We start from the raw sequence: 21,562 nt of genomic DNA on the forward strand, positions 1-21,562 counted from the left end.
GAGTTTATCATGAGTCTGGAAATCAACCAGATTGCCTTGCACCAGCTTATCAAGCGTGATGAGCAAACCCTTGAAGTGGTGCTACGCGATTCGTTACTGGAACCAACGCCTACCGTTGTCGAGATGATGGCGGAGTTGCATCGCGTCTACAGCGCGAAAAATAAAGCCTATGGCTTGTTCAGCGAAGAGAGCGAGCTGGCGGATAGCCTGCGCCTGCAACGTCAGGGCGAAGAGGATTTCCTGGCATTCAGCCGCGCTGCAACCGGCCGTCTTCGTGACGAACTGGCGAAATATCCCTTCGCCGATGGCGGTATCGTCCTGTTCTGCCACTACCGCTATCTGGCGGTAGAGTATCTGCTGGTCACCGTGCTGAATAATTTAAGCAGCATGCGTGTGAACGAGCAGTTGGATATCAGCTCAACGCACTATCTGGATATCAACCATGCGGATATTGTGGCGCGTATTGATTTAACCGAATGGGAAACCAATCCGGAATCGACGCGCTACCTGACCTTCCTTAAAGGCCGCGTGGGCCGCAAAGTGGCCGATTTCTTTATGGACTTCCTCGGTGCCAGTGAAGGGCTGAACGCCAAAGCGCAGAACAAAGGTCTGCTCCAGGCGGTGGATGACTTTACCGCTGAGGCGCAGCTGGATAAATCTGAGCGTCAGACCGTGCGTCAGCAGGTTTACAGCTACTGTAACGAGCAGTTACAGGCCGGGGAAGAGATTGAGCTGGAGTCGCTGTCCAAAGAGCTGGCGGGCGTCAGCGAAGTCAGCTTCCAGGAATTTACCGCGGAAAAAGGCTATGAGCTGGAAGAGAGCTTCCCGGCGGATCGCAGTACGCTCCGTCAGCTGACGAAATTTGCCGGTAGCGGCGGTGGGTTAACCATTAACTTTGATGCCATGCTGCTCGGGGAACGTATCTTCTGGGATCCGGCGACCGACACGCTGACCATTAAAGGCACGCCGCCGAATCTGCGCGATCAGCTCCAGCGTCGCACCTCAGGCGGTAAGTAGCGGCCATAAAAAAACCCCGCAGAAGCGGGGTTTTTCTCGACAGGTTTGCGATTACGCGCGAACGAAGTCGATGTGAGACAGTTTTGGCTTGAACGGGTGACGCTGAACAGCCTGAACTTTCACTTTTTCTTCTTTACCGCCAACAACGATGGTCAGAACTTCGCTGTAGAATTCAGCTTTGTTCTGCATGTTCCACACTTTGTCGTGATCCAGTTCGATTGCAACTGGAGCAGCTTCGCCACCGTAAACGATAGCCGGGAACTTGTTAGCGTTACGCAGGCGGCGGCTCGCACCCTTACCCTGCACGTTACGTACTTCTGCTTCGATAGTGAACATTGATTTCTCTCTGTATTTAAAACCCTGCTACAGGCGACCCAGCAGCAGGTGAGTGTTCTGCCTCACGGATGTGAAGCGGGCGGCATTTTATACTCAAATGGCTCGCGCATCAACGAAAAGTCCCGTTAACCGCGCAATTCGTTTGCCCGGCGAAAGCGTCCTTCATAGTCAAAGACCTTCTCACGCACCTGCCAGAACTGCCCTTTTTTACGGGCGACAACAAAATCAGGATGGCGCAGCAGCGCCTGCTGGCGCACGATATCGGCCACGGTTATCCAGCGCAGCGGCACGCCGGGCGTGCGGGTATGCGGGCGGATAAAGAGCTGTTCGAACGCGGTGCGCTGGGCGGGCGTCTGGACCCTGAACCGCTCGCTGACGTCTGCGCCGTCCTCGTCGTAATAGGTAATCTTTAGCCACTCGCCTTTTTCATCTGCACCGGGCTGTAAGACCATGCCGGAACAGCGCAGCACCAGCGCATCTTTCAGTTTCAGCGCCGCTTTCAGCATGTCATCCGGGTCGACCAACACCGTGTCACACTCCCGACAGCGGCGGGCAGCGATATCGTTCTCGGCGTTGCACTGCGGGCAGTTTTTGAAGCGGAAGCGGAAATCACACTGTTCGCGATGGCCTTCATCGTCTTCAAACCAGCCCTGACAGCGGCGGCCAAAATGTTCGATCAGCGTGCCGTCGGCGGTAGTTTTGCCCCAGAAAGTGTTGGCAAACCCGCAGGCCGGACAAAACACCTGTACCGGCACGTTGTCGCTCTTGCCTTTTGGCGTGCCCACTTCCGGGGAGTAGAGATCGTGCGGATTACCGGCATAATCGAGGATCAGACAGTCGGTTTTGCCCGGTGCCAGGCGCAGGCCACGGCCGACAATCTGCTGGTACAGGCTGACGGATTCGGTCGGGCGAAGAATCGCAATCAGGTCAACGTGCGGTGCGTCAAACCCGGTGGTTAATACGGAGACATTCACCAGGTAGCGGAACTGCTGGGCTTTGAAAGCCTCAATCAGGCTGTCGCGCTCCGGCCCGGGGGTTTCACCGGTAATTAACGCCGCGTCGTTGGTGGGCAGAAGCCCCGTGATTTCACGCGCGTGTTCGACGGTAGCAGCAAAAATCATCACCCCTTTGCGCGTTTGCGCAAACTCTTCAATCTGGCTGATGATATGCGGCGTGATCCGCTTCTGTTTTTTCAGCTCATGGTTAAGATCCGCCTCGCTGAACAGCCCGTTGCTCTGCGCCTGTAAGCGGCTGAAATCGTACTGCACGACCGGCATATCCAGCCGCTCCGGTGGCGTCAGATAGCCATGCTTGATCATGTAGCGCAGCGGAAGCTCATAGATACAGTCGCGGAACAGGGCCTTTTCATCGCCACGCACCATGCCGTGATAATGAAACTGATAAATCCAGCCCTTGCCCAGACGAAATGGCGTGGCGGTCAGGCCAAGCAGGCGTAAGTGAGGGTTCACCTCTCTCAGATGAGTGAGGATTTGCTGATACTGGCTGTCGTCGTCATCGCTGATGCGGTGACACTCATCGACAATCAGCAGGGAAAACTCGCTGCGAAACAGGTCCAGGTTGCGCGCAACGGACTGTACGCTGCCAAACACCACTTTCCCGTGGCTCTCTTTGCGCTTCAGCCCGGCGGCAAAAATATCGGCCTCCAGGCCGAGCGCGCAATATTTGGCGTGGTTTTGCGCCACCAGCTCTTTTACGTGCGCCAGCACCAGCACGCGCCCGCGAGCCAGGCGCGCCAGTTCGGCAATCACCAGGCTTTTACCGGCTCCGGTCGGGAGCACGATGGCGGCGGGTTCCCGGTGCTTGCGAAACCAGGCGAGGGTGGCATCAACGGCTTCTTGCTGATAGGGGCGTAGTGTGAACGTCATGGCTTCTCTATTCAGTTAACTCGCATATAGTATGCCACGAAACTTTTTCCCTTGAGTGGCGCAACCAGACCATTATACTGAACTGTTTCTGACTGCTTCTTTTTCGGACGCGTAGTCCGACTTCCAGCACCATTAAGGCTAAAAAGATTTCATGCGACTTGATAAGTTTATCGCTCAGCAACTCGGCGTAAGCCGCGCTATTGCCGGGCGTGAAATTCGCGCCAGCCGCGTAACCGTGGACGGCGACATTGTGAAAGACAGCGCTTTTAAACTCCAGCCTGACCACCAGGTGGAGTATGACGGCAACCCGCTGACCCAGCAGAATGGCCCGCGCTACTTCATGCTCAACAAACCGGAAGGTTACGTCTGTTCAACGGACGATCCGGATCACCCGACGGTGCTCTACTTCCTCGACGAACCTGTGGCGCACAAGCTGCATGCGGCAGGGCGACTGGATATTGATACCACCGGCCTGGTGCTGATGACCGATGACGGTCAGTGGTCGCACCGCATCACCTCCCCGCGCCATCACTGTGAGAAAACCTATCGGGTGACACTTGAGTCGCCGGTCTCGGATGACACGGCAGAGCAATTCGCGAAAGGCGTTCAGCTGCATAATGAAAAAGATCTGACCAAACCCGGCGGTGCTGGAAGTCATTACCCCAACGGACGTCCGTCTGACCATCAGTGAAGGCCGTTACCACCAGGTGAAACGGATGTTTGCCGCCGTGGGCAACCACGTTGTGGGGCTGCATCGTGAACGTATCGGCGCGATTGAACTCGATCCAGACCTGGCGCCAGGGGAATATCGCCCGCTGACGGAAGAAGAGATTGCCAGCGTCGGGCTGCTTTCACGCTAAATTCAGGAGAACCCTGTGACCACCAGGCCACACTCGTCGTTTAAAATCGTATTTATCCTTGGCCTGTTGGCCATGCTGATGCCGCTGTCTATCGATATGTATCTGCCCGCGCTGCCGGTGATTTCCGCGCAGTTTGGCGTACCGGCAGGCAGCGCACAGATGACGCTCAGCACCTACATTCTTGGTTTTGCGCTCGGCCAGCTCTTTTATGGCCCAATGGCAGACAGCCTGGGGCGCAAACCCGTTATTCTGGGCGGGACGTTGATATTTGCCGCAGCGGCGGTGGCCTGCGCGCTGGCGCAGAGTATCGATCAGCTGATCGTGATGCGTTTCTTCCATGGCCTGGCTGCGGCTGCGGCAAGCGTGGTGATTAACGCGCTGATGCGCGACATCTACCCGAAGGAAGAGTTCTCACGCATGATGTCGTTCGTCATGCTGGTCACAACCATTGCGCCGCTGGTCGCCCCCATGGTGGGCGGGGCGGTGCTGGTGTGGTTCAGCTGGCATGCGATTTTCTGGATCCTGGCGATTGCCGCGCTGCTGGCCTCGGTGATGATCTTCGTCTTTATCGATGAAACGCTGCCGGTCGAGCGCCGTCAGAAGTTTCACGTCCGCACCACGCTTGGCAACTTTGCCTCGCTGTTTCGCCATAAGCGCGTGCTGAGCTATATGCTGGCCAGCGGCTTTAGCTTTGCCGGGATGTTTTCGTTCCTGAGCGCGGGGCCGTTTGTGTACATCGAACTGAACCATGTGTCACCCCAGCACTTTGGTTACTACTTCGCGCTGAATATCGTGTTCCTGTTTGTGATGACCATTATCAACAGCCGCTTTGTCCGGCGGGTCGGGGCGCTGAATATGTTCCGCGCCGGGCTGTGGATCCAGTTCGTGATGGCTATCTGGCTGGTATTGAGCGCGTTGCTGGGCGTCGGTTTTTGGGCGCTTGTGGTGGGCGTGGCGGCGTTTGTTGGCTGCGTCTCGATGGTCTCATCCAACGCGATGGCGGTGATCCTCGACGAATTCCCGCATATGGCGGGCACCGCCTCGTCGCTGGCAGGGACGTTCCGTTTCGGGATTGGCGCGATTGTCGGGGCGCTGCTCTCAATGGCGACGTTTAATACTGCCTGGCCGATGCTGTGGGCGATTGCCCTCTGCGCGACCTGCTCCATCCTCTTCTATCTTTACGCCAGCCGGCCCCGTAAGACGGCGCATAAATGAGCACTTAAGGCCCGAAACGGGCCTTTTTGTTGACCCATATCAACCAACCCTCGGTTCGTTTACCCGGTGTTTGTTTCTTTTATGTAAAATCTATTTATGTAAAAAGTCACATCATTGTATTTAAAAAGGTTGAGTTAGATCGCAGAAACGGGTACATATAGCGCCGACGCGAGCCTGCAACGCCTATAAAATCCGCTAAACAGTGCAGGTTGGCGATGATGTGTTACTATAAATGTAAATAAATTGTGAAGTAAATTTGCTTCCGGGGATCTGAACGTGAATACATTACAACTCTCCATTGTCCATCGCTTGCCCCAGAGCTATCGCTGGTCGACGGGTTTTGCAGGTTCGAAAGTTGAACCGATTCCGCAAAGCGTTGCCGGGGAGGATAATTGTCTGGTGGCGCTCAAGCTGCTTAGCCCGAGCGATGAAAATGCGTGGCCGGTTATGGAACGTCTCAGCCAGGCGCTGACGGACATCGAAGTAGACAGCTCCGTGCTGGAATGCGAAGGTGAGCCGTGCTTGTTTGTTAACAGCCAGGATGAATTTGCTGCGACCTGCCGTCTGAAAAACTTCGGCGTGGCGATTGCCGAACCGTTCTCCGGTCAATATCCTTTCTGAGTGCTAGTCAGCGGACAATAGCTGGCGCGTGTAATCCTGCGCAGGCGCAGTGAATACGCGCTGGCACTCTCCCTGCTCAACGACTTCTCCCTGCCGCAATACCACCACCTGATGGCAAAGCGCACGCACCACCTGTAAATCGTGGCTGATAAAGATATAGGCCAGCCGATGCTTTTCCTGTAGCCCCTTCAGCAGCGCCAGAATTTGCGCCTGCACGGTGCGGTCCAGTGAAGAGGTAGGCTCGTCCAGCACGATCAGCTCCGGTTTCAGGATCAACGCGCGGGCAATCGCTATACGCTGGCGCTGTCCGCCGGAAAACTCAGCCGGATACCGGTGCCGGGTCTCGGGATCTAAACCCACTTCCGCCATCACCCGCTTCACGTCGATTTCACGCTGTTGTGCCGTCAGCGCGGGCTGATGAACGCGCAGGCCCTCTTCAATAATCTGCAATACGCTCAGCCGCGGGTTCAGCGAAGAGTTCGGATCCTGAAAGACCACCTGCATCCGCGGGCGGACGGGCAGCATTTGCCGGCGGCTCAGGTTTTGCAGCGGCATGCCGTCAAAGAGAATGCTTCCCTGCGAGGCGATCAGGCGCAGCAGCGCCAGGCCGGTGGTGCTTTTGCCCGAACCGGATTCGCCCACAAGCCCAAGCGACTCGCCCGGACGCAGAGAGAAGCTCATGTTTTTCAGAACATGATTGTGATCGACCACGCGACGCAAAATGCCTTTGCGGATCGGGAATGACACCGACAGGTCCTCAACCTTCAGCAACGGTGCGCTGTCAGCGTTAAGCGGAACCGGGTCGCCAGAGGGTTCGCTATCGAGCAGGCGCTGTGTATACGGGTGCTGAGGCGCGCTCAGCAGGGCAGTTGCCCTGTTCTGTTCGACGCAGCGGCCGTTTTGCATCACGGCCACCGCGTCAGCGAGCTTTTTCACGATGCCCAGGTTATGCGTAATAAACAGCAGGCTCATGTTCAGCTCGTCGCGCAGTTCGCGCAGCAGTTGCAGAATTTGCGCCTGCACCGTGACGTCCAGCGCGGTGGTGGGTTCATCCGCAATCAACAGTTCGGGGCGCGTCAGCAGCGCCATCGCGATCATCACGCGCTGGCGCTCGCCGCCGGAAAGCTGATGCGGGAAATCGTTCAGCCGTTTCGCCGCATTACGAATGCCGGTGCGTTCAAGGCAGTCCAGAATTTCCCCCCGCGCTGCCTCTTTACGCATTCCCCGATGAAGTGACAGCACTTCATAGAGCTGTTTTTCCAGCGTATGCAATGGATTGAGCGACACCATCGGCTCCTGAAAAATCATGGCAATCTTATTGCCACGAATGCCGCGCAGGGTTTGCTCATCAGCGTTCAGCAGGGATTGTCCATGGAACAGAATATCCCCCTGCGGATAGCTAACCGGCGGGGAAGGGAGCAGGCGCAGCACCGACAGCGCCGAAACGCTCTTACCGGAGCCGGATTCCCCGACCAGCGCCAGCGTCTCTCCGCGCTGGATCTGCAACGATAAATCCGTCACCACCGGGCGAGATTCGCCCTGCTTTGAAAACGCAATCGACAGATTTTCTATGCTCAGAAGAGGCCGGGTCATGTCATACCGCCTTGTTGGGATCGAAGGCATCGCGCACGGCTTCGCCAATAAAAATCAGCAGGGAAAGCAGCACCGCCACGGAGAGGAATGCGGCGATGCCCAGCCAGGGGGCCTGGAGGTTGTTTTTGCCCTGCAACAGCAGTTCGCCAAGAGACGGTGAGCCCAGCGGCAAACCGAAACCAAGAAAATCGAGCGACGTCAGGGTGGTAATGGAGCTACACAAAATAAACGGCAGGAAGGTGAGGGTCGCCACCACCGCATTGGGAAGCATGTGACGGAAGATAATTGCGCGATCGCTCACGCCTAATGCCTGCGCGGCGCGAATATAATCGTAATTTCGCGTGCGCAGAAACTCCGCGCGCACCACGCCGACCAGTGCCATCCAGCCGAACAGGACGGTGATGCCTAACAGCCACCAGAAGCCAGGCTGTACTACGCTGGACAGCAGGATAATCAGAAACAGCGTCGGCATACCGGACCAGACTTCAATTACGCGCTGCCCCCACAAATCGATTTTTCCACCGTAATAGCCCTGCATGGCGCCCGCCACGACGCCCATCACGCTGCTAAAGAGCGTCAGAAGCAGCCCAAACAGGAGCGAGATGCGGGTGCCATAGAGGATGCGCGCCAGCACATCGCCGCCGTTGGCGTCCGTTCCCAGCCAGTTCTGCGAGGAAGGCGGGGAAGGGAAGGGGGTGGACGTGGCGTAGTTAATACTGTTCGCGCCAAAGCGAATCGGTGCCCAAAGCGCCCAGCCGTGCTCCGCGATCTGTTCACGTAACCAGGGATCCTGATACTCGGCTGGCGTCGCAAACGGACCGCCAAAATCGCTTTCGCTATAGGTAGTAAGCACCGGCACGTACCAGCGATCTTTGAAATGCACCAGCAGGGGTTTATCGTTGGCAATCAGTTCGGAACACAGACTTAAGGCGAACAGGACGGCGAAGATCCACAGCGACCAGTAGCCGCGACGGTTGTGGCGAAAGCGCGCCCAGCGGGCCTGATTGACGGGGCTTAAACGCAACATCAGCGGCCCTCAAAATCGATACGGGGATCGACCAGCGTATAGCTGATATCGCTGATGATATTCAGCAGCAGGCCGATCAGGGTGAAAATGTACAGTGTGCCAAACATCACCGGGTAATCACGGGAGACGGTGGCCTCATAGCCGAGCAGCCCTAAACCGTTGAGAGAGAACATCACTTCTATCAGCAGAGAGCCGGTAAAAAACATACTGATGAACGTGGCGGGAAAACCGGCAATCACCAGCAGCATGGCGTTACGAAAAACGTGCTTCCACATAATCTGCTTTTCACCGACGCCTTTGGCGCGCGCGGTGACGACGTACTGTTTGCGGATCTCATCAAGAAAGGCATTTTTGGTCAGCATCGTAAGCGCCGCAAAACCGCCGATAACCGTCGCCAGCACCGGAAGCGTGATGTGCCAGAAGTAATCGGTGATTTTCTGATACCACGGCAACGTGCTGAAATCCGCAGAGACCAGCCCGCGCAGCGGGAAGAGGTCGAAATAACTGCCGCCAGCGAAAAAGACAATCAGCAGCACGGCAAACAGAAACGCCGGGATAGCGTAGCCGATGATAATGAACGTGCTGCTCCAGATATCAAAACGGCTACCGTTGTAGACCGCTTTGCGGATCCCCAGCGGAATGGAGACCAGATAAATAATCAGCGTCCCCCACAGTCCGAGCGTGATGGAAACCGGAAGGCTTTGCTTGATCAGGGTTAGCACCGAGGCGCTGCGAAACAGGCTGTCGCCAAAATCGAAACGGACATAATCCCAGAGCATCCTGAAATAACGCTCGTGCAGCGGCTTGTCAAAACCATAGCGATGGGTGATCTCGGCGATCACCTCCGGATCCAGTCCCCGACCGCCCCGGTAGTGGCTTTCGCTGATATTGCCCACGCCCGTCCGGGCATGGCTGGCCCCCATTCCTTCACCGCCGCCGCCCGGCATGCCGCCAGCGTGACCAAATTCTATGGCCGCAATCGCCTGGTCCACCGGGCCGCCGGGGGCAATCTGCACGATAAAAAAGTTAATGGTAATGATGGCCCATAGCGTCGGGATAACCAGCAGCAGCCTGCGGATAAGATAAGCGCCCATCGTCACTCCTCAACGCCGCGCTGCGGGCAGTTTTGCGGCTTTATTCACGTCATACCACCACGTATCAAAACCAAGCGTATAAACCGGGCGAACGGCGGGCAGGGAGAATTTGTCCCAGCGGGCCACGCGATCTTCACCCATGTACCACATCGGCAGCATGTAATAGTTCCAGGTTAACACCCGGTCAAGCGCGCGCCCGAGCGGCAGAAGTTTCTCTTTATCGCCCTGAGCGGCAACGATTTTCGCGATCAGCGCATCAATCACCGGACTCTTTACCCCCGGAGCGTTGTAGGAGGAGTCGATATACCCCGATGCCCAGGAGATTTGCAGGTCTGAACTCGGCCACGGCTGGGCAGCCCACAGGGTTTGCATCATGTCGTAATCGCGACTGCGCTTGCGGTTGGTCAGCTGGGCAATATCGACCTGGCGGATATTCATGGTCACCCCAAGACGGGCAAGGTTCTTCTTAAACGGCAGCACCCACTGATCGTTTGCGCCGGAGGCAATCAGCAGTTCGAAGCTGAGCGGCTTACCAGTTTTAACATTTACTCGTAGCCGATTTTTCAACACCCAGCCAGCGTCATCCAGCAGTTTGCTGGCTTTCAGCAGGTTGTCCCGGTCGAACCCGTTTCCGTCGGATTTTGGCGGTTCAAATAGGCGGGTGAACACTTCCGGCGGGAGCTCCGCTTTCATTGGCGCCAGCAAAACCAGCTCGTCCGCGTGGGGATAATCACGGGCGGCATATTCAGTATTCTGGAAATAGCTGTTCGCCCGGCTGTAGGCTCCGTAAAACAGCGCTTTGTTCATCCATTCGAAATCAAACGCCAGGGTAATAGCTTCACGCACCCGACGATCGGAAAAAACCGGGCGCTGAATATTAAACGCCAGCCAGCGCGTGTCCTGCGCGGATTCGTTTTTATGTTCGTCTTTAACGATATAGCCTTTCGCGAAATTTTTTCCGATATACCGGGTCGCCCAGTTTTTGGCGCTATTCTCGACACGTAAATCAAATGCGCCTGCCTTAAACGCCTCGAAGGCCACGTTATCATCCAGGTAGTAGTCGTAGCGGATTGTATCGAAGTTCCAGCGGCCCCGGTTTACCGGCAGCGTGGCTGCCCAGTAATCTTTCACGCGGGAATAGATCACGTACTGGCCCATTCGCCAGTCGGTAATGCGATACGGTCCTCCGGCCAGCGGCGGGGAAGAGAGGGGATCGCTCAGCTTATGGTTTTTCCAGAATGATTCGGGCATGACGGGCAGGGAGAACAGGCTCAGCAGATTCTCTGAGTTTGGCTCAGGGAGTTCGATTCGCACGGTCAGCGGGGCGATGGCTTTCACCGTGGTGCCCTTGTACACCAGACGAAACTGCGGCACGCCTTCGGTCATAAATTTATGAAAGGTGAACGCCACATCGCGGGCGCTAACCGGCGTACCGTCGTGAAAACGCGCCCGCGGATTAATCGCGATTTCTGCCCAGCTAAAATCATCGGCGTAACGCACGTTCTCAGCGACCAGGGGATAATAGCTGCCGGGCTCGTCGTCGGAGGTGACGAACAGCGTGTCATAGAGGGATTCGGTACGCGCTGCCGCCACGCCGCGCAGGGCGAAGCGGTTAAAGTTGTCAAACGTTCCGGTCGCGGAAAGCGTCACGTTCCCGCCTTTCGGGGCGGCGGGGTTCACATAATCGTAGTGAGTAAAGTTGACCGCATACTTCGGCTCGCCAATGACGGCAAAGGCCGTGCTCTCTTTGATGGTCTGCGCCTGGCTCGACAGGCTCACCAGCGCCAACAGCATCAATACAACGCGCATAATCATAGTGCGGCGGATCCCTTTGTTCACAGGCAGGCTCGGTTGAGGAGAATAATAAGGGACAGCGCCGTGATTGTGAAATTATTCCCCGAGCGTGATGTCGGGTTGCCACGTCCTGAACTGCTCCAGCGGCATTGGTCGGCCGATCCAGTAGCCCTGAAGATAGTTCACGCCATGCTCGCGCAGCCACGCCGCCTGCTCGGGCGTTTCAACACCCTCGGCGACGGTTAACATATTCAGGCGTTCTGCCAGCGTCAGCACCGCGTCAAGCACTGGCGAGGTAACGGTTTCAGTCCCGATGGCATTCACGAAGCCACGGTCAATTTTCAGGTAATCCATCGTGAAGCGTTCCAGATAGATCAGCGCGCTGTGGCCGGTGCCAAAATCATCGATGGCGATTTCAAAACCTTCATTGTGCAGCCATTCAAACAGCTGATTTGCCTCGCGGTGGTTGATCATGTCGCGCTCGGTTATTTCCAGCACAATCTGGAAGTGATCGGGCGGAAGGGCAGCGGCAAACGCGCGCATATCCTCCTTAAAGCTTTCCGCATGCAGATGACCGGGCGCGATGTTGATCCCAAACTTGGCACCAGGCGGGAGCACCGTTTGCAGGACAGGGGCATCGCGGCTAATCAGGTCAAAAAGATGCAGCGTCAGCGGGACAATCAGCTTCTGCGCTTCAGCGAAGTTAATAAAGGCATCCGGTGGAATTTCGCCCATCACCGGGTGCTTCCAGCGCATCAGGACTTCCAGCCCGGTCATTCTGAGCGACTGCGCATCCACGACGGGCTGATAGACCACGTAGAACTGGTCGTGCTTGATGGCCGTAAGGATCTCTTTCCCGGGATTCAGACGGATAGTGAGAATATAGAAATTCAGCAGACCTGCCGCAATACCGCAGACCAGGCCGAAGAACACGGCGTAGAGCAGTTCATCGGTCTTCCAGGCTTGCGCATAGACGTTAACGGTCAGAGGAATATTTTTCAGCGTGGCGGTGCGAGCGGGGACCTCAGGCAAATCCCGCGCCTGAACCAGCATTCCGGACTGGGTGGATAACGCGGAGTCGCCAATGACGATCGATATTCCGGAAAATTCATCCTGACGTGACGTATAAAGAAGGTAAGGCGTCAGGTTGATGTTCACGGAGGTAAATACGCCGCCGTCTTTTACCAGCGGATTGCGATACCAGATAGCGATCGCGGGTTTATCCGGCAGCATGGGCGTGCCCGGCAGGAGCGCGATATCAACAGGTTTGCTGATGTGTAGCTGAGGGATAAGCGTTTCCATTGGGGTATTCATCGGACCTGTTGCCGAAGAGCAGAAGGCCTGTTTATCCCGGACCAGCAAAAAGGCGCGCACGTTAATACTGAAGGCCGCGCGTGAGGTGAGCGCCGCACTGACCTCTTCACAGCTGTTCAGCGTGAGCGGCTGGAGCGTATCAATAGAGGTTTTAAGCTCGTCGAAAAAGCTCTCCATGTAGACGCTTAAATCCGTAATGAGGGTATCGTACCTGACTTCTCGCTTGTGATAACTCCAGTAAAACTGTAACGCACTCAGAAGCAGGGCGGTAAACAACCCCGTCAGAATACTGAGAAACAGTATCTTGCGGTTGCTGGAGAAGTAGCGGGTAAACATAGATGTCGTGATTCCTGAAATGACGCTGGATGTCTATCAGTGTAACGGGCAAAAAAAAACACTGCCGGAGCAGTGCTTTTTTAATCGTATCGCCAGCCAAGGGATAACCAACGATACGACAGCAATATTAACTACGGCTCAGAACGCGGCGAGCTTCGTTGTAGCGCTTCTTCCAGTAAGGTTCGTTCATGCTGGAAATCGTCACACCACTGCTGGTGGAAGCATGGACAAACTGATCGTTACCGATATAGATGCCAACGTGTCGACCGGTTGAACCTGCTCTGAACAGGACTAAATCGCCCGTACGCAGTTTAGTGCGCGAAATGGACTTGCCCATTTCCTGCTGTTCATAAGTAGAACGCGGAAGGTCTAACCCAAACTGCTCACGGAAAGTACGCTGTACGAATGCGGAGCAATCGATGCCTTTCTTGGTGCTGCCGCCCAGGCGGTAACGCACGCCTTTCCAGTCAGCATACTGATCCATAATACGCGACTTAACGTCGAGATTACGTACCATATTTTCAAATTCATCCTGAGAGGCTTGCAGTGAAGAGGAATCTTCCATTCCCACAACACGCGTCTCAGGATGCATATTCTTCGCGGTGTTCGTCGTACTACATGCCGAAAGCAGAACCGCCACTGCAATCGCCGGGATCCCCCGCAAGATATATCTCAAAATTGGTTGAGATTTGACCATTTTGTTTGTTTTCCCTTGAAGTCCTTAACGAAAATATCGTTATAAAAATGCCAACCGTGACGAGACTAATTATCTGTTCACAATGAGACAATTCTTTATGGTGAAATCTGTGGCACAACGCACAAAATTATTCACCACGATAATAATTATCTCAATGGGGCAAAACGAGTTCGAGGTTAACCGATTGCAAAGGGCATTGCGAGCAAAAAAGACCGTTTTTTTATAAGAAAATGTGATACACAACGTTACAGCGCGGAATTGCTCAAAATGCCGCCATTCATACCGGTAATCCCTGCAATTGCTTCATTTTTATCACGAATTGTATGACGGAATGATGACAGCGCTGAATGATGCCGGAAAGAAGTGACTCAGGGATCGAAAACGATCCCTGATGAATGGTGTTAATTAGCGTTATTTATTTGTTTCAGACTTGTTTAAATTTGCCGGGAAGATAGCGATCAAAAATACCTATTACGCGATCGCTCAGGGGAGTCATCAGCACCCAGGGTAAACCAATTAACACCGCCGTGAGGGAGCCTACGGCGATATCTGTCAGCCAGTGAGCGCCAATCATCACCCGCGGGAATGCAAATACCACCACAATAACCAGGGCGATGGCGAAGGCTTTTTTACCGAAATAGCGCAGCATGAAGCCAGCAAAAATCAGCAGCATCATACCGTGGTCGCCCGGGAAGCTGTCCTTCGACGCGTCTTTGGTTGGAATATGAAGCAGCTCGCTGACGCGGTTAATATTCGGGAAAGAGAGCGACGGACTGGCGCGTTTAACCGGCATCAGATGCTGCGCCAGCTGGTTGATAATCACGGCTGCCAGCAGCATGACCAGGCCGATAATCAGAATACGGCGACGACCCGTTTTGTCTTCCTTCAGCCAGAAGGAGAGCATCAGACAGCCCATTGCCAGCAGCGAACAGCCGTCAAACGCGCGGTTGTTGGTGATCGCCACCAGCCACAGGAAGGCTTCACTCTTCGCCAGCGCCTGGTTAAAGAAGTGGAACAGCCCGGAATCCAGCGGGAACCAGAAACCGTGATCCGCCGGGATATACCAGGAGAAAAAGAGCGCCAGACCGGCAGCGTTGAGCAATAAAATAGCAGGAAGTCGAGTCGTCATAGTCTTCAGCAATGTGTGAAATCAGGGGCAACGTTAGCCGCCCAAACTTAAACGAAGCTTCAACAGGCTTGACTGGAGGGCATTCCAGTCGGTATTAACCGCACTAATTAACTCTATCCGGCTGTCGGGTGGCGCGACGTTCTGGGTTTCTATAAAGAAATCCTCGCCCTGACGATTAATGCGCACCAGACCATCCGGGGTGCGCATGATCCCTTTTACCCGCTCAACCGGCGCCAGTCTCGCCCATTCCAGTATACCAATGGTGTCGAAAACCGTATCGGCATCGAAGATCCAGCCGCAGGCCTGGTGTCCCTGGCCGCTGTTCAGATTTCGACGCCAGCGCTGATGTTCGGGCAGGCTCAGCGCTGCAAGACCTTGCTTCGCGCCGTGGCTATGTGAATGCTCTGCGCTGGCAGGCAGTTGCGCCTGGTTGAGGCGGGGAAGATCGAGCAGGGCGCCATCAATGTTGCCCTGGGTGGTCTGCACGTACTGACGTCCACCGCCAGCCTGCTGCCACCAGGCATTGAACGCGGCCTGACTCTCAGCCGTCGCGCGATCGGATTTATTCGCCACGATGATATCTGCCGAGGCGAGCTGGTCGCGGAAATTGTCGTTATTGATCGCTTTTTCATCCAGCAGCTGGCGGGGGTCGAGCAGGCAAAGCGTCGCACGCAGCTCAAGCCACGGCTCGTAGACCGGGGCGGTCAGTAAATCAAGAATTTGCTTCGGATGACCCAGCCCAGTGGGTTCAATCAGCAGACGGTCAGGCTTGCCCTGACGCAGCAGCGTATTCAGCCCGACCTGCATCGGCAGACCATTCACGCAGCACATACACCCGCCCGGGATCTCTTTCACCATCGCGCCGCTGTCGGCGAGCAACGCGCCGTCGATCCCCACTTCGCCAAATTCGTTGACCAGCACGGCCCACTTTTCCGCCGGATCTTTATTGGCCAGCAAATGCAGAATGGACGTAGTTTTACCGCTGCCGAGAAAGCCGGTGATCAGGTTGGTTTTGGTCACGTGCGCTCCGATAAATAATTGTGATGTAGTGACAACTATCTATCATCCTGACGAAAAAATCGGGCATTGAGAAGAGGGAGGGCGAACGGAGCGTAAAACCGTTCGCCTTAAACGCAATAATCGCTAAATTTTTAACGTTTCGATAACGGCCTGACGCGCGCCGAGCCGGACGAGGCGCTGGTACGCGCCGGTGATTGCCTCGACAAAGACAGGGTTTTGCGGCAGGTCGTCGCCAAAGATTTCTTTTAGCGTCAGCAGGGCGCTAACGCGTTCTGCGTCACTGCTGGTAGCGACAATGGCCTGAAACTTGTCGCTCAGCGGATCGCGCACGTCAATGGCGTTGCCCTGGTCGTCCGTCCCGCTGACGTAGCGCATCCAGCCTGCGACGCCCAGCGCCAGTAATGGCCAGGCGGTGTTACGCTCAAGATGCATGCGGATCCCATCCAGCATGCGCTGAGGCAGCTTCTGACTGCCGTCCATAGCGATTTGCCAGGTGCGGTGCTGTAGCGCCGGGTTGGCGAAGCGGTCAAGCAGGCTGTCAGCATAGGCTGTCAGATCGACGTTGGTGATGCGCAGCGTAGGGGCCTGCTCATTCAGCATCAGCCTGCGGGCAGCCTCGCGGAAGCTGTCGTCCTGCATACATTCATTTATGTGCGCGTAGCCGGCAAGGTAGCCCAGATACGCCAGGAAGGAGTGGCTGCCGTTCAGCATCCGCAGCTTCATCTGCTCCCAGGGCAGGACATCCTCAACCATCTGTACGCCTGCAACCTCCCATTCCGGACGCCCGGCGACAAAGTTATCTTCCACTACCCACTGAATGAACGGTTCACAGCTGATGGCGCAGGGATCTTCAACGCCAAGTTCCTGGGTGATTTCCGCGAGTGAGGCGTCAGTGGCGGCGGGCACGATTCGGTCGACCATGGTGCCAGGGAAGCTCACGTGCGCCTCGATCCATCCGGCCAGCTCTGCGGATCGCTTTCCGGCCATGCCGAGAACGGCATTTTTCACCACGTGGCCGTTGTCGGGAATATTGTCGCAGGAGAGCACGGTAAACGCTGGCAGGCTGCGCTCGCGGCGGCGATGAAGCGCTTCGACCAGAATACCCGGCGCGGAATGCGGCTCAGACGGATGCTCAAGATCGTGCAGAATGCGGCTGTTGTGCATATCCAGTTTCCCCGTCGCCGGATCGATGCAGTAGCCTTTTTCGGTAATGGTGAGGGAGACAATGGCCACCTGCGGTTCGCAGAACTTCTCAATAATGGCTGCCAGCGAGTCGAGTTTTGCGTTCAGGCACTCTTTTACCGCACCGATAATAATGGGCTGATTGCCTTCGGCACCTTTCTCCAGCACGGTAAACAGATGATCCTGCGCGCGGAGCTGGCGCATGAGAACATCGCCGCTAAAGAGGCTAATCTCACAAATACCCCAGTCGCCTCCTTTGGCGTTCAGCACCCGGTTTGTTAACAACGCCTGATGCGCCCGGTGGAACGCGCCAAAGCCGAAATGGACGATACGGGAGCGTAACTGCTCGCGATCGTAGCGGGGCTGCTGGACATGAGCAGGAAGCGCGGTGGAGGCAATAGTCTTCATGTAGTACACACCTGATTAACCATTAATTAACAATGCCAGTGTAAAGTTATATGACAACAAATTAAATTGGTAAGCCGTAAATATCCCGGTTATGTGAGTTTGATCAATCAATGTCGCGCGCTGTGTTGACCACTTCGATTAAACATGTATGGTAGTCGTCATTGAGGTAATCCATATTGGTATAACAACTTGAGAGGGTGGGGCAATGGAACAAACCTGGCGTTGGTACGGGCCGAACGATCCGGTTTCTCTTGATGATGTGCGTCAGGCTGGCGCAACGGGTGTGGTCACGGCGCTGCATCATATTCCGAACGGTCAGGTGTGGCCGGTGGAGGAAATCCAAAAGCGTCAGGCACAGCTGGCAGAGAAGGGTCTAACCTGGTCTGTCGTGGAAAGTATTCCGGTTCACGAAGATATCAAAACCCACTCCGGTGAGTGTGAAACCTGGATTGCGAATTATCAGCAGAGCATTCGTAACCTGGCGGCCTGCGGTATTGATACCGTCTGCTATAACTTTATGCCAATTCTGGACTGGACGCGTACCGACCTGGAATATGAAATGGCCGATGGTTCGAAGGCGCTGCGTTTCGATCAAATCGCTTTTGCGGCTTTCGAGCTGCACATTCTGAAGCGTCCGGGGGCGGAAGCAGACTACACCGCCGAAGAGCAGCAGCAGGCGCTGGCGTGGTTCAATGCCGCCAGTGAAGCGGACATTGAGAAGCTGGTTCGCAATATTATCGCGGGCCTGCCGGGGGCGGAAGAGGGCTATACCCTCGATCAGTTCCGCGCGCGCCTGGCGGAATATGGCGATATCGATAAAAACCAGCTGCGTGAAAACATGGCGCACTTCCTGCGCGCTATCGTGCCGGTGGCAGAAGAAGCGGGCGTGCGGCTGGCGGTCCATCCGGACGATCCTCCGCGCCCAATCCTCGGCCTGCCGCGTATCGTGTCGACCATTGAGGATATGCAGTGGCTAAAAGAGACGGTGGACAGCATCTACAACGGCTTTACCATGTGTACGGGCTCTTACGGCGTGCGTGCGGATAACGATCTGGTGCGGATGATCGAAACCTTTGGGGATCGCATTCATTTCACTCACCTGCGTGCAACCTGCCGTGAAGAGAATCCAAAAACCTTCCATGAAGCAGCCCACCTTGGCGGCGACGTGAACATGGTTGCGGTGGTGGATGCCATTCTCTCTGAAGAAGTACGTCGTAAGCAGGCGGGGGATGTACGTCCTATCCCGTTCCGTCCGGATCACGGGCATCAGATGCTGGACGATCTGCGCAAGAAAACGAATCCAGGGTATTCGGCGATTGGCCGTCTGAAAGGGATGGCGGAAGTGCGCGGTATCGAGCTGGCGCTGAAAATGACGAAGTATCCAGAGCTTCTGTAAGCCTGATTGCCCGGTGGCGCTACGCTTACCGGGCCTACGAAAAACCGGCTCTGAGGCCGGTTTTTGTGTTTTTGTAGGCCGGGTAAGGCGCAGCCGCCACCCGGCAAACGCCACAATCAGTCAGCGCGACCCATATAGCGTTTTTCTTCGATATGGATACGGATTTTCTCGCCCGCTGACAGGTATTCTGGCACCTGTACGACCAGACCGGTAGTCAGGGTAGCCGGTTTGTTACGCGCGCTTGCAGACGCGCCTTTGATGCCCGGTGCCGTTTCAACGATTTCCAGATCAACGGTCTGCGGCAGCTCCAGCGCCAGCAGCACGCCATCCCAGGTCAGCACCTGCATGTCCGGCATTCCACCTTCAGGAATAAACAGCAGCTCTTCTTCGATCTGATCTTTGGTGAAGATATACGGGGTGTAATCTTCTTTATCCATGAACACGTATTCGTTGCCGTCGATGTAGGAGAAATCAACGTAGCGACGGGTCAGGGTCACGGTATCCACGATATCGTCGCCTTTAAAACGTTCTTCCACTTTCAGGCCGGTACGGACATCGGAGAAACGCATTTTATACAGCGTTGCTGCGCCACGGGCGCTGGGTGCCTGAATGTCGATATCTTTCACAATCAGCAGTTTGCCGTTGTAATTCAGTACCATACCTTTCTTGATTTCGTTCGCTCTTGGCATTGCAGTAATCCTGTTTACGGGAGGTAAAAAATATCGCGCCAAATTACTCGCGCGCGGCCTTTCAGGCAAGCGGAATTCGTGGGTTTTGCTATCAATACATAAAAGGTGTTACTGTGCGCGCAATGCCCGACTGCGCGGGCATCTGCCACCAACAGAGAGCATGTATGGATTGTCGTTCCGACTGTGGCGCGTGCTGTACCGCACCGTCCATCTCAAGCCCCATTCCAGGCATGCCACAAGGCAAGCCTGCCAATACCCGCTGCGTTCAGCTCTCTGACTCCAACCTGTGCATGATCTTTGGCTCGCCTTTACGCCCGAAGGTGTGCTCCGGGCTCCAGCCTGACGCCGAAATGTGCGGCAGTACGCGCCAGCAGGCCATCACTTACCTGCTTGAGCTGGAAGCGCTCACCGCGCCTTAAACGTCTTTGATCCGCGTCAGGCAGCTCAGCGTCAGGACGCACATCACCAGCGCAATCCAGAACACCGTATGATAGTTCCAGATTTCAGCCACAACGCCCGCCAGTGAGCCTGCAATAATCCAGCCCACGCGGGTGGTATTAGTATAAAGGGTGGTGGCAGCGCCTGCCTGACCCGGCATCAGATCCTGGAAGTAGAGCATGCCGATACCGGCCAGAATGCCGATATAAATGGCGTTCAGCAGCTGTAAAGCAAGAAGCAGGGCTGGCGTATGAACCGTCAGCATACCGATATAAAACAGCAGCCCTGCAACGGCGGCGATGCGCATCAAAAAGCGCTTGCCGAAGCGCTTCGCGTAATAGCCCGCAATCAGCATGGTGGGGATCTCAAGCCCCGCGGCGGTTCCCATCATGATCCCGGCCAGCTTCTCCGGCAGATGCAGCTCATCAATAATAAACAACGGCATATTAATGATATAGAGGCTGTTCGTTCCCCACATCAGCGTACAGATAATGAATAACAGTAGTGCGTCGCGCCGGTTACGCCGCGGTGCTTCCAGCGTACTGGTCGCCACTTTCGGCTCTTTACGCATGGAAGGCAGGAAGAACCATACTATTGCGCCACACACCACGAAGGCTACCGCCGCGCTGAGGTACATCACCGTAAAGCCAAAACCCATTGCCAGCGCGTAGGCGAGCGGGGGGCCAATCACCCACGCAAGCGACACCTGCGCGCGCAGTATCGAGCTGAACATTACCGCTTCCCGCCCGGTGCGGTCGGCGTGCTCGCGGGCAAGGGCGAACATCTGCGGGTTGGCGGTCGAGCCGAAGCTGCTCAGGAACACCCCAACAAACAGCAGAATGAAATAGTTGCGGTTCCAGGCAAACAACACGCAGGCGAAAACGCCTAGCAGACAGCAAAAAACAATCAGGCTTTTGCGATCGCCTTTTCTGTCGGAACGCCCGGCCAGAAACTGGCTGACCAGGATGCCAATGATGGCGCTCCCGGTGAAGAAGAAGCCAACCATCGCCGGACGCGCGTGGACTTCGTTGGTCAGAAACAGGCTCAGCGTAGGCGTTTGTAACGCACCGGCAATACCGGTGAGGAAAGCAACGATCAAAAACGCCGTTGACGTCAAATCAAAGGGCTTTGGTGAGGCGGCAGCGGGGGTGTTATGCATGTTCAGTCTTTGCGAGTAACAGAGAGAGGCGGAGTTTACGCCGCCTGTCATTAAATAAACAGAGGGCAAAATCAAGATTGCCACAATAAATCAAAATAGCATTTCAGTTTAACGCTGTTTCGCTGAAGCGTGCTGAACATGTTTGCTGAACATCAGCAAAAACCTCCCTATTGAAGAAGAAATGTGCTGCACTTCTAAATTCTGCAACAAGAAATGTAACTTTTCTTGCAACCTTTTGTAGAAAAGACAAGACTTCTTGAAACGTTTCAGCGCTATCTTGCATGTCCTGTAGAAGCAGGTTAGCGCATATTTTCTCAGTTAAGCTGAAACGATTCAATTTCAGCAGGAGAG

19 protein-coding genes and 1 pseudogene are annotated in these 21,562 nt (G+C 55.4%); 6 read left to right on the top strand and 14 right to left on the bottom strand.

The features are described from left to right. Positions 1 to 9: 9 nt before the first annotated feature. Positions 10 to 1,017, top strand: coding sequence for a nucleoid-associated protein YejK (gene yejK / locus ACOTZP_RS14960; protein ID WP_017693031.1), 1,008 nt, complete (start codon positions 10 to 12; stop codon positions 1,015 to 1,017). A gap of 51 nt (positions 1,018 to 1,068) precedes the next feature. Here the strand turns inward: yejK and rplY are convergent, their stop codons facing one another. Both rplY and ACOTZP_RS14970 read right to left on the bottom strand, forming a co-directional pair. Beyond that, positions 1,069 to 1,353, bottom strand: a complete 285-nt coding sequence (rplY, locus tag ACOTZP_RS14965) for a 50S ribosomal protein L25 (RefSeq protein WP_022648733.1) — start codon at positions 1,351 to 1,353, stop codon at positions 1,069 to 1,071. A 125-nt stretch (positions 1,354 to 1,478) separates the two neighbouring features. Next, positions 1,479 to 3,239, bottom strand: coding sequence for a DEAD/DEAH box helicase (locus ACOTZP_RS14970; RefSeq protein ID WP_022648732.1), 1,761 nt, complete (start codon positions 3,237 to 3,239; stop codon positions 1,479 to 1,481). A gap of 151 nt (positions 3,240 to 3,390) precedes the next feature. Here ACOTZP_RS14970 and rsuA point away from each other — a divergent pair. The 3 genes and pseudogenes from rsuA to ACOTZP_RS14985 all read left to right on the top strand — a co-directional run bounded on the left by rsuA (position 3,391) and on the right by ACOTZP_RS14985 (position 5,935). Beyond that, positions 3,391 to 4,099: pseudogene (gene rsuA, locus ACOTZP_RS14975) on the top strand (16S rRNA pseudouridine(516) synthase RsuA). Between the two features lie 15 nt (positions 4,100 to 4,114). Next, entirely contained in the window at positions 4,115 to 5,314 is a 1,200-nt protein-coding gene (locus ACOTZP_RS14980) for a Bcr/CflA family multidrug efflux MFS transporter (protein ID WP_022648730.1), read from the top strand. A gap of 276 nt (positions 5,315 to 5,590) precedes the next feature. Then, on the top strand, positions 5,591 to 5,935 hold the full coding sequence (locus tag ACOTZP_RS14985; protein ID WP_003859372.1) for a YejG family protein: 345 nt from the start codon (positions 5,591 to 5,593) through the stop codon (positions 5,933 to 5,935). 3 nt (positions 5,936 to 5,938) lie between these two features. Here ACOTZP_RS14985 and yejF read toward each other — a convergent pair whose 3' ends face one another. The 9 genes from yejF to ACOTZP_RS15030 all read right to left on the bottom strand — a co-directional run bounded on the left by yejF (position 5,939) and on the right by ACOTZP_RS15030 (position 17,529). Then, positions 5,939 to 7,528, bottom strand: a complete 1,590-nt coding sequence (gene yejF / locus ACOTZP_RS14990; RefSeq protein WP_032623895.1) for a microcin C ABC transporter ATP-binding protein YejF — start codon at positions 7,526 to 7,528, stop codon at positions 5,939 to 5,941. A 1-nt stretch (position 7,529) separates the two neighbouring features. Then, on the bottom strand, positions 7,530 to 8,555 hold the full coding sequence (locus ACOTZP_RS14995) for a microcin C ABC transporter permease (protein WP_063146219.1): 1,026 nt from the start codon (positions 8,553 to 8,555) through the stop codon (positions 7,530 to 7,532). Continuing rightward, on the bottom strand, positions 8,555 to 9,649 hold the full coding sequence (locus tag ACOTZP_RS15000) for a microcin C ABC transporter permease YejB (protein WP_003859369.1): 1,095 nt from the start codon (positions 9,647 to 9,649) through the stop codon (positions 8,555 to 8,557). Before ACOTZP_RS15000 ends, ACOTZP_RS14995 begins: the two co-directional genes overlap by 1 nt. A gap of 9 nt (positions 9,650 to 9,658) precedes the next feature. After that, entirely contained in the window at positions 9,659 to 11,464 is a 1,806-nt protein-coding gene (locus ACOTZP_RS15005) for an extracellular solute-binding protein (RefSeq protein ID WP_421633746.1), read from the bottom strand. A gap of 75 nt (positions 11,465 to 11,539) precedes the next feature. Further along, positions 11,540 to 13,093 (bottom strand): cyclic di-GMP phosphodiesterase, encoded by a 1,554-nt coding sequence (locus ACOTZP_RS15010; RefSeq protein ID WP_271074895.1) that lies wholly within the window; start codon positions 13,091 to 13,093, stop codon positions 11,540 to 11,542. A 127-nt stretch (positions 13,094 to 13,220) separates the two neighbouring features. Continuing rightward, complete coding sequence (gene mepS / locus ACOTZP_RS15015; RefSeq protein WP_003859364.1) at positions 13,221 to 13,790, bottom strand: bifunctional murein DD-endopeptidase/murein LD-carboxypeptidase; 570 nt, start codon at positions 13,788 to 13,790, stop codon at positions 13,221 to 13,223. 424 nt (positions 13,791 to 14,214) lie between these two features. Further along, positions 14,215 to 14,919: a phosphatase PAP2 family protein gene (locus ACOTZP_RS15020; protein WP_046619110.1), complete on the bottom strand. Its 705-nt coding sequence runs from the start codon at positions 14,917 to 14,919 to the stop codon at positions 14,215 to 14,217. 33 nt (positions 14,920 to 14,952) lie between these two features. Then, complete coding sequence (locus ACOTZP_RS15025) at positions 14,953 to 15,939, bottom strand: CobW family GTP-binding protein (protein WP_032623899.1); 987 nt, start codon at positions 15,937 to 15,939, stop codon at positions 14,953 to 14,955. Positions 15,940 to 16,062: 123 nt separating this feature from the next. Further along, positions 16,063 to 17,529, bottom strand: coding sequence for a mannitol dehydrogenase family protein (locus ACOTZP_RS15030; protein ID WP_063146222.1), 1,467 nt, complete (start codon positions 17,527 to 17,529; stop codon positions 16,063 to 16,065). 205 nt (positions 17,530 to 17,734) lie between these two features. Here ACOTZP_RS15030 and uxuA point away from each other — a divergent pair, with 205 nt between their 5' ends. Beyond that, entirely contained in the window at positions 17,735 to 18,925 is a 1,191-nt protein-coding gene (gene uxuA / locus ACOTZP_RS15035; protein WP_022648722.1) for a mannonate dehydratase, read from the top strand. Between the two features lie 116 nt (positions 18,926 to 19,041). Here the strand turns inward: uxuA and yeiP are convergent, their stop codons facing one another. Beyond that, positions 19,042 to 19,614, bottom strand: coding sequence for an elongation factor P-like protein YeiP (gene yeiP / locus ACOTZP_RS15040; protein ID WP_003859355.1), 573 nt, complete (start codon positions 19,612 to 19,614; stop codon positions 19,042 to 19,044). Between the two features lie 164 nt (positions 19,615 to 19,778). Here yeiP and ACOTZP_RS15045 point away from each other — a divergent pair, with 164 nt between their 5' ends. Then, positions 19,779 to 20,033: a YkgJ family cysteine cluster protein gene (locus tag ACOTZP_RS15045; RefSeq protein WP_032622476.1), complete on the top strand. Its 255-nt coding sequence runs from the start codon at positions 19,779 to 19,781 to the stop codon at positions 20,031 to 20,033. Here ACOTZP_RS15045 and setB read toward each other — a convergent pair. Then, positions 20,030 to 21,211, bottom strand: coding sequence for a sugar efflux transporter SetB (gene setB, locus ACOTZP_RS15050; RefSeq protein ID WP_271074995.1), 1,182 nt, complete (start codon positions 21,209 to 21,211; stop codon positions 20,030 to 20,032). The genes ACOTZP_RS15045 and setB overlap by 4 nt on opposite strands. A gap of 103 nt (positions 21,212 to 21,314) precedes the next feature. Continuing rightward, positions 21,315 to 21,494, bottom strand: coding sequence for a hypothetical protein (locus tag ACOTZP_RS15055; protein WP_146877062.1), 180 nt, complete (start codon positions 21,492 to 21,494; stop codon positions 21,315 to 21,317). Positions 21,495 to 21,562: the final 68 nt, after the last annotated feature.

The organism is Enterobacter cloacae complex sp. SYL001, assembly GCF_049237025.1.
GTDB classification, from domain to species: domain Bacteria; phylum Pseudomonadota; class Gammaproteobacteria; order Enterobacterales; family Enterobacteriaceae; genus Enterobacter; species Enterobacter intestinihominis.

Bases quoted from the DNA above. Each gene is read 5' to 3' on its own strand.
- ACOTZP_RS15045 (WP_032622476.1), top strand. From the start codon at position 19,779: ATGGATTGTCGTTCCGACTGTGGCGCGTGCTGTACCGCACCGTCCATC.
- ACOTZP_RS15000 (WP_003859369.1), bottom strand. From the start codon at position 9,649: ATGGGCGCTTATCTTATCCGCAGGCTGCTGCTGGTTATCCCGACGCTA.
- ACOTZP_RS15020 (WP_046619110.1), bottom strand. From the start codon at position 14,919: ATGACGACTCGACTTCCTGCTATTTTATTGCTCAACGCTGCCGGTCTG.
- ACOTZP_RS14995 (WP_063146219.1), bottom strand. From the start codon at position 8,555: ATGTTGCGTTTAAGCCCCGTCAATCAGGCCCGCTGGGCGCGCTTTCGC.
- ACOTZP_RS15055 (WP_146877062.1), bottom strand. From the start codon at position 21,494: ATGCAAGATAGCGCTGAAACGTTTCAAGAAGTCTTGTCTTTTCTACAA.
- yejK (WP_017693031.1), top strand. From the start codon at position 10: ATGAGTCTGGAAATCAACCAGATTGCCTTGCACCAGCTTATCAAGCGT.
- mepS (WP_003859364.1), bottom strand. From the start codon at position 13,790: ATGGTCAAATCTCAACCAATTTTGAGATATATCTTGCGGGGGATCCCG.
- setB (WP_271074995.1), bottom strand. From the start codon at position 21,211: ATGCATAACACCCCCGCTGCCGCCTCACCAAAGCCCTTTGATTTGACG.
- yejF (WP_032623895.1), bottom strand. From the start codon at position 7,528: ATGACCCGGCCTCTTCTGAGCATAGAAAATCTGTCGATTGCGTTTTCA.
- ACOTZP_RS15030 (WP_063146222.1), bottom strand. From the start codon at position 17,529: ATGAAGACTATTGCCTCCACCGCGCTTCCTGCTCATGTCCAGCAGCCC.
- yeiP (WP_003859355.1), bottom strand. From the start codon at position 19,614: ATGCCAAGAGCGAACGAAATCAAGAAAGGTATGGTACTGAATTACAAC.
- uxuA (WP_022648722.1), top strand. From the start codon at position 17,735: ATGGAACAAACCTGGCGTTGGTACGGGCCGAACGATCCGGTTTCTCTT.
- rplY (WP_022648733.1), bottom strand. From the start codon at position 1,353: ATGTTCACTATCGAAGCAGAAGTACGTAACGTGCAGGGTAAGGGTGCG.
- ACOTZP_RS14970 (WP_022648732.1), bottom strand. From the start codon at position 3,239: ATGACGTTCACACTACGCCCCTATCAGCAAGAAGCCGTTGATGCCACC.
- ACOTZP_RS15005 (WP_421633746.1), bottom strand. From the start codon at position 11,464: ATGATTATGCGCGTTGTATTGATGCTGTTGGCGCTGGTGAGCCTGTCG.
- ACOTZP_RS15010 (WP_271074895.1), bottom strand. From the start codon at position 13,093: ATGTTTACCCGCTACTTCTCCAGCAACCGCAAGATACTGTTTCTCAGT.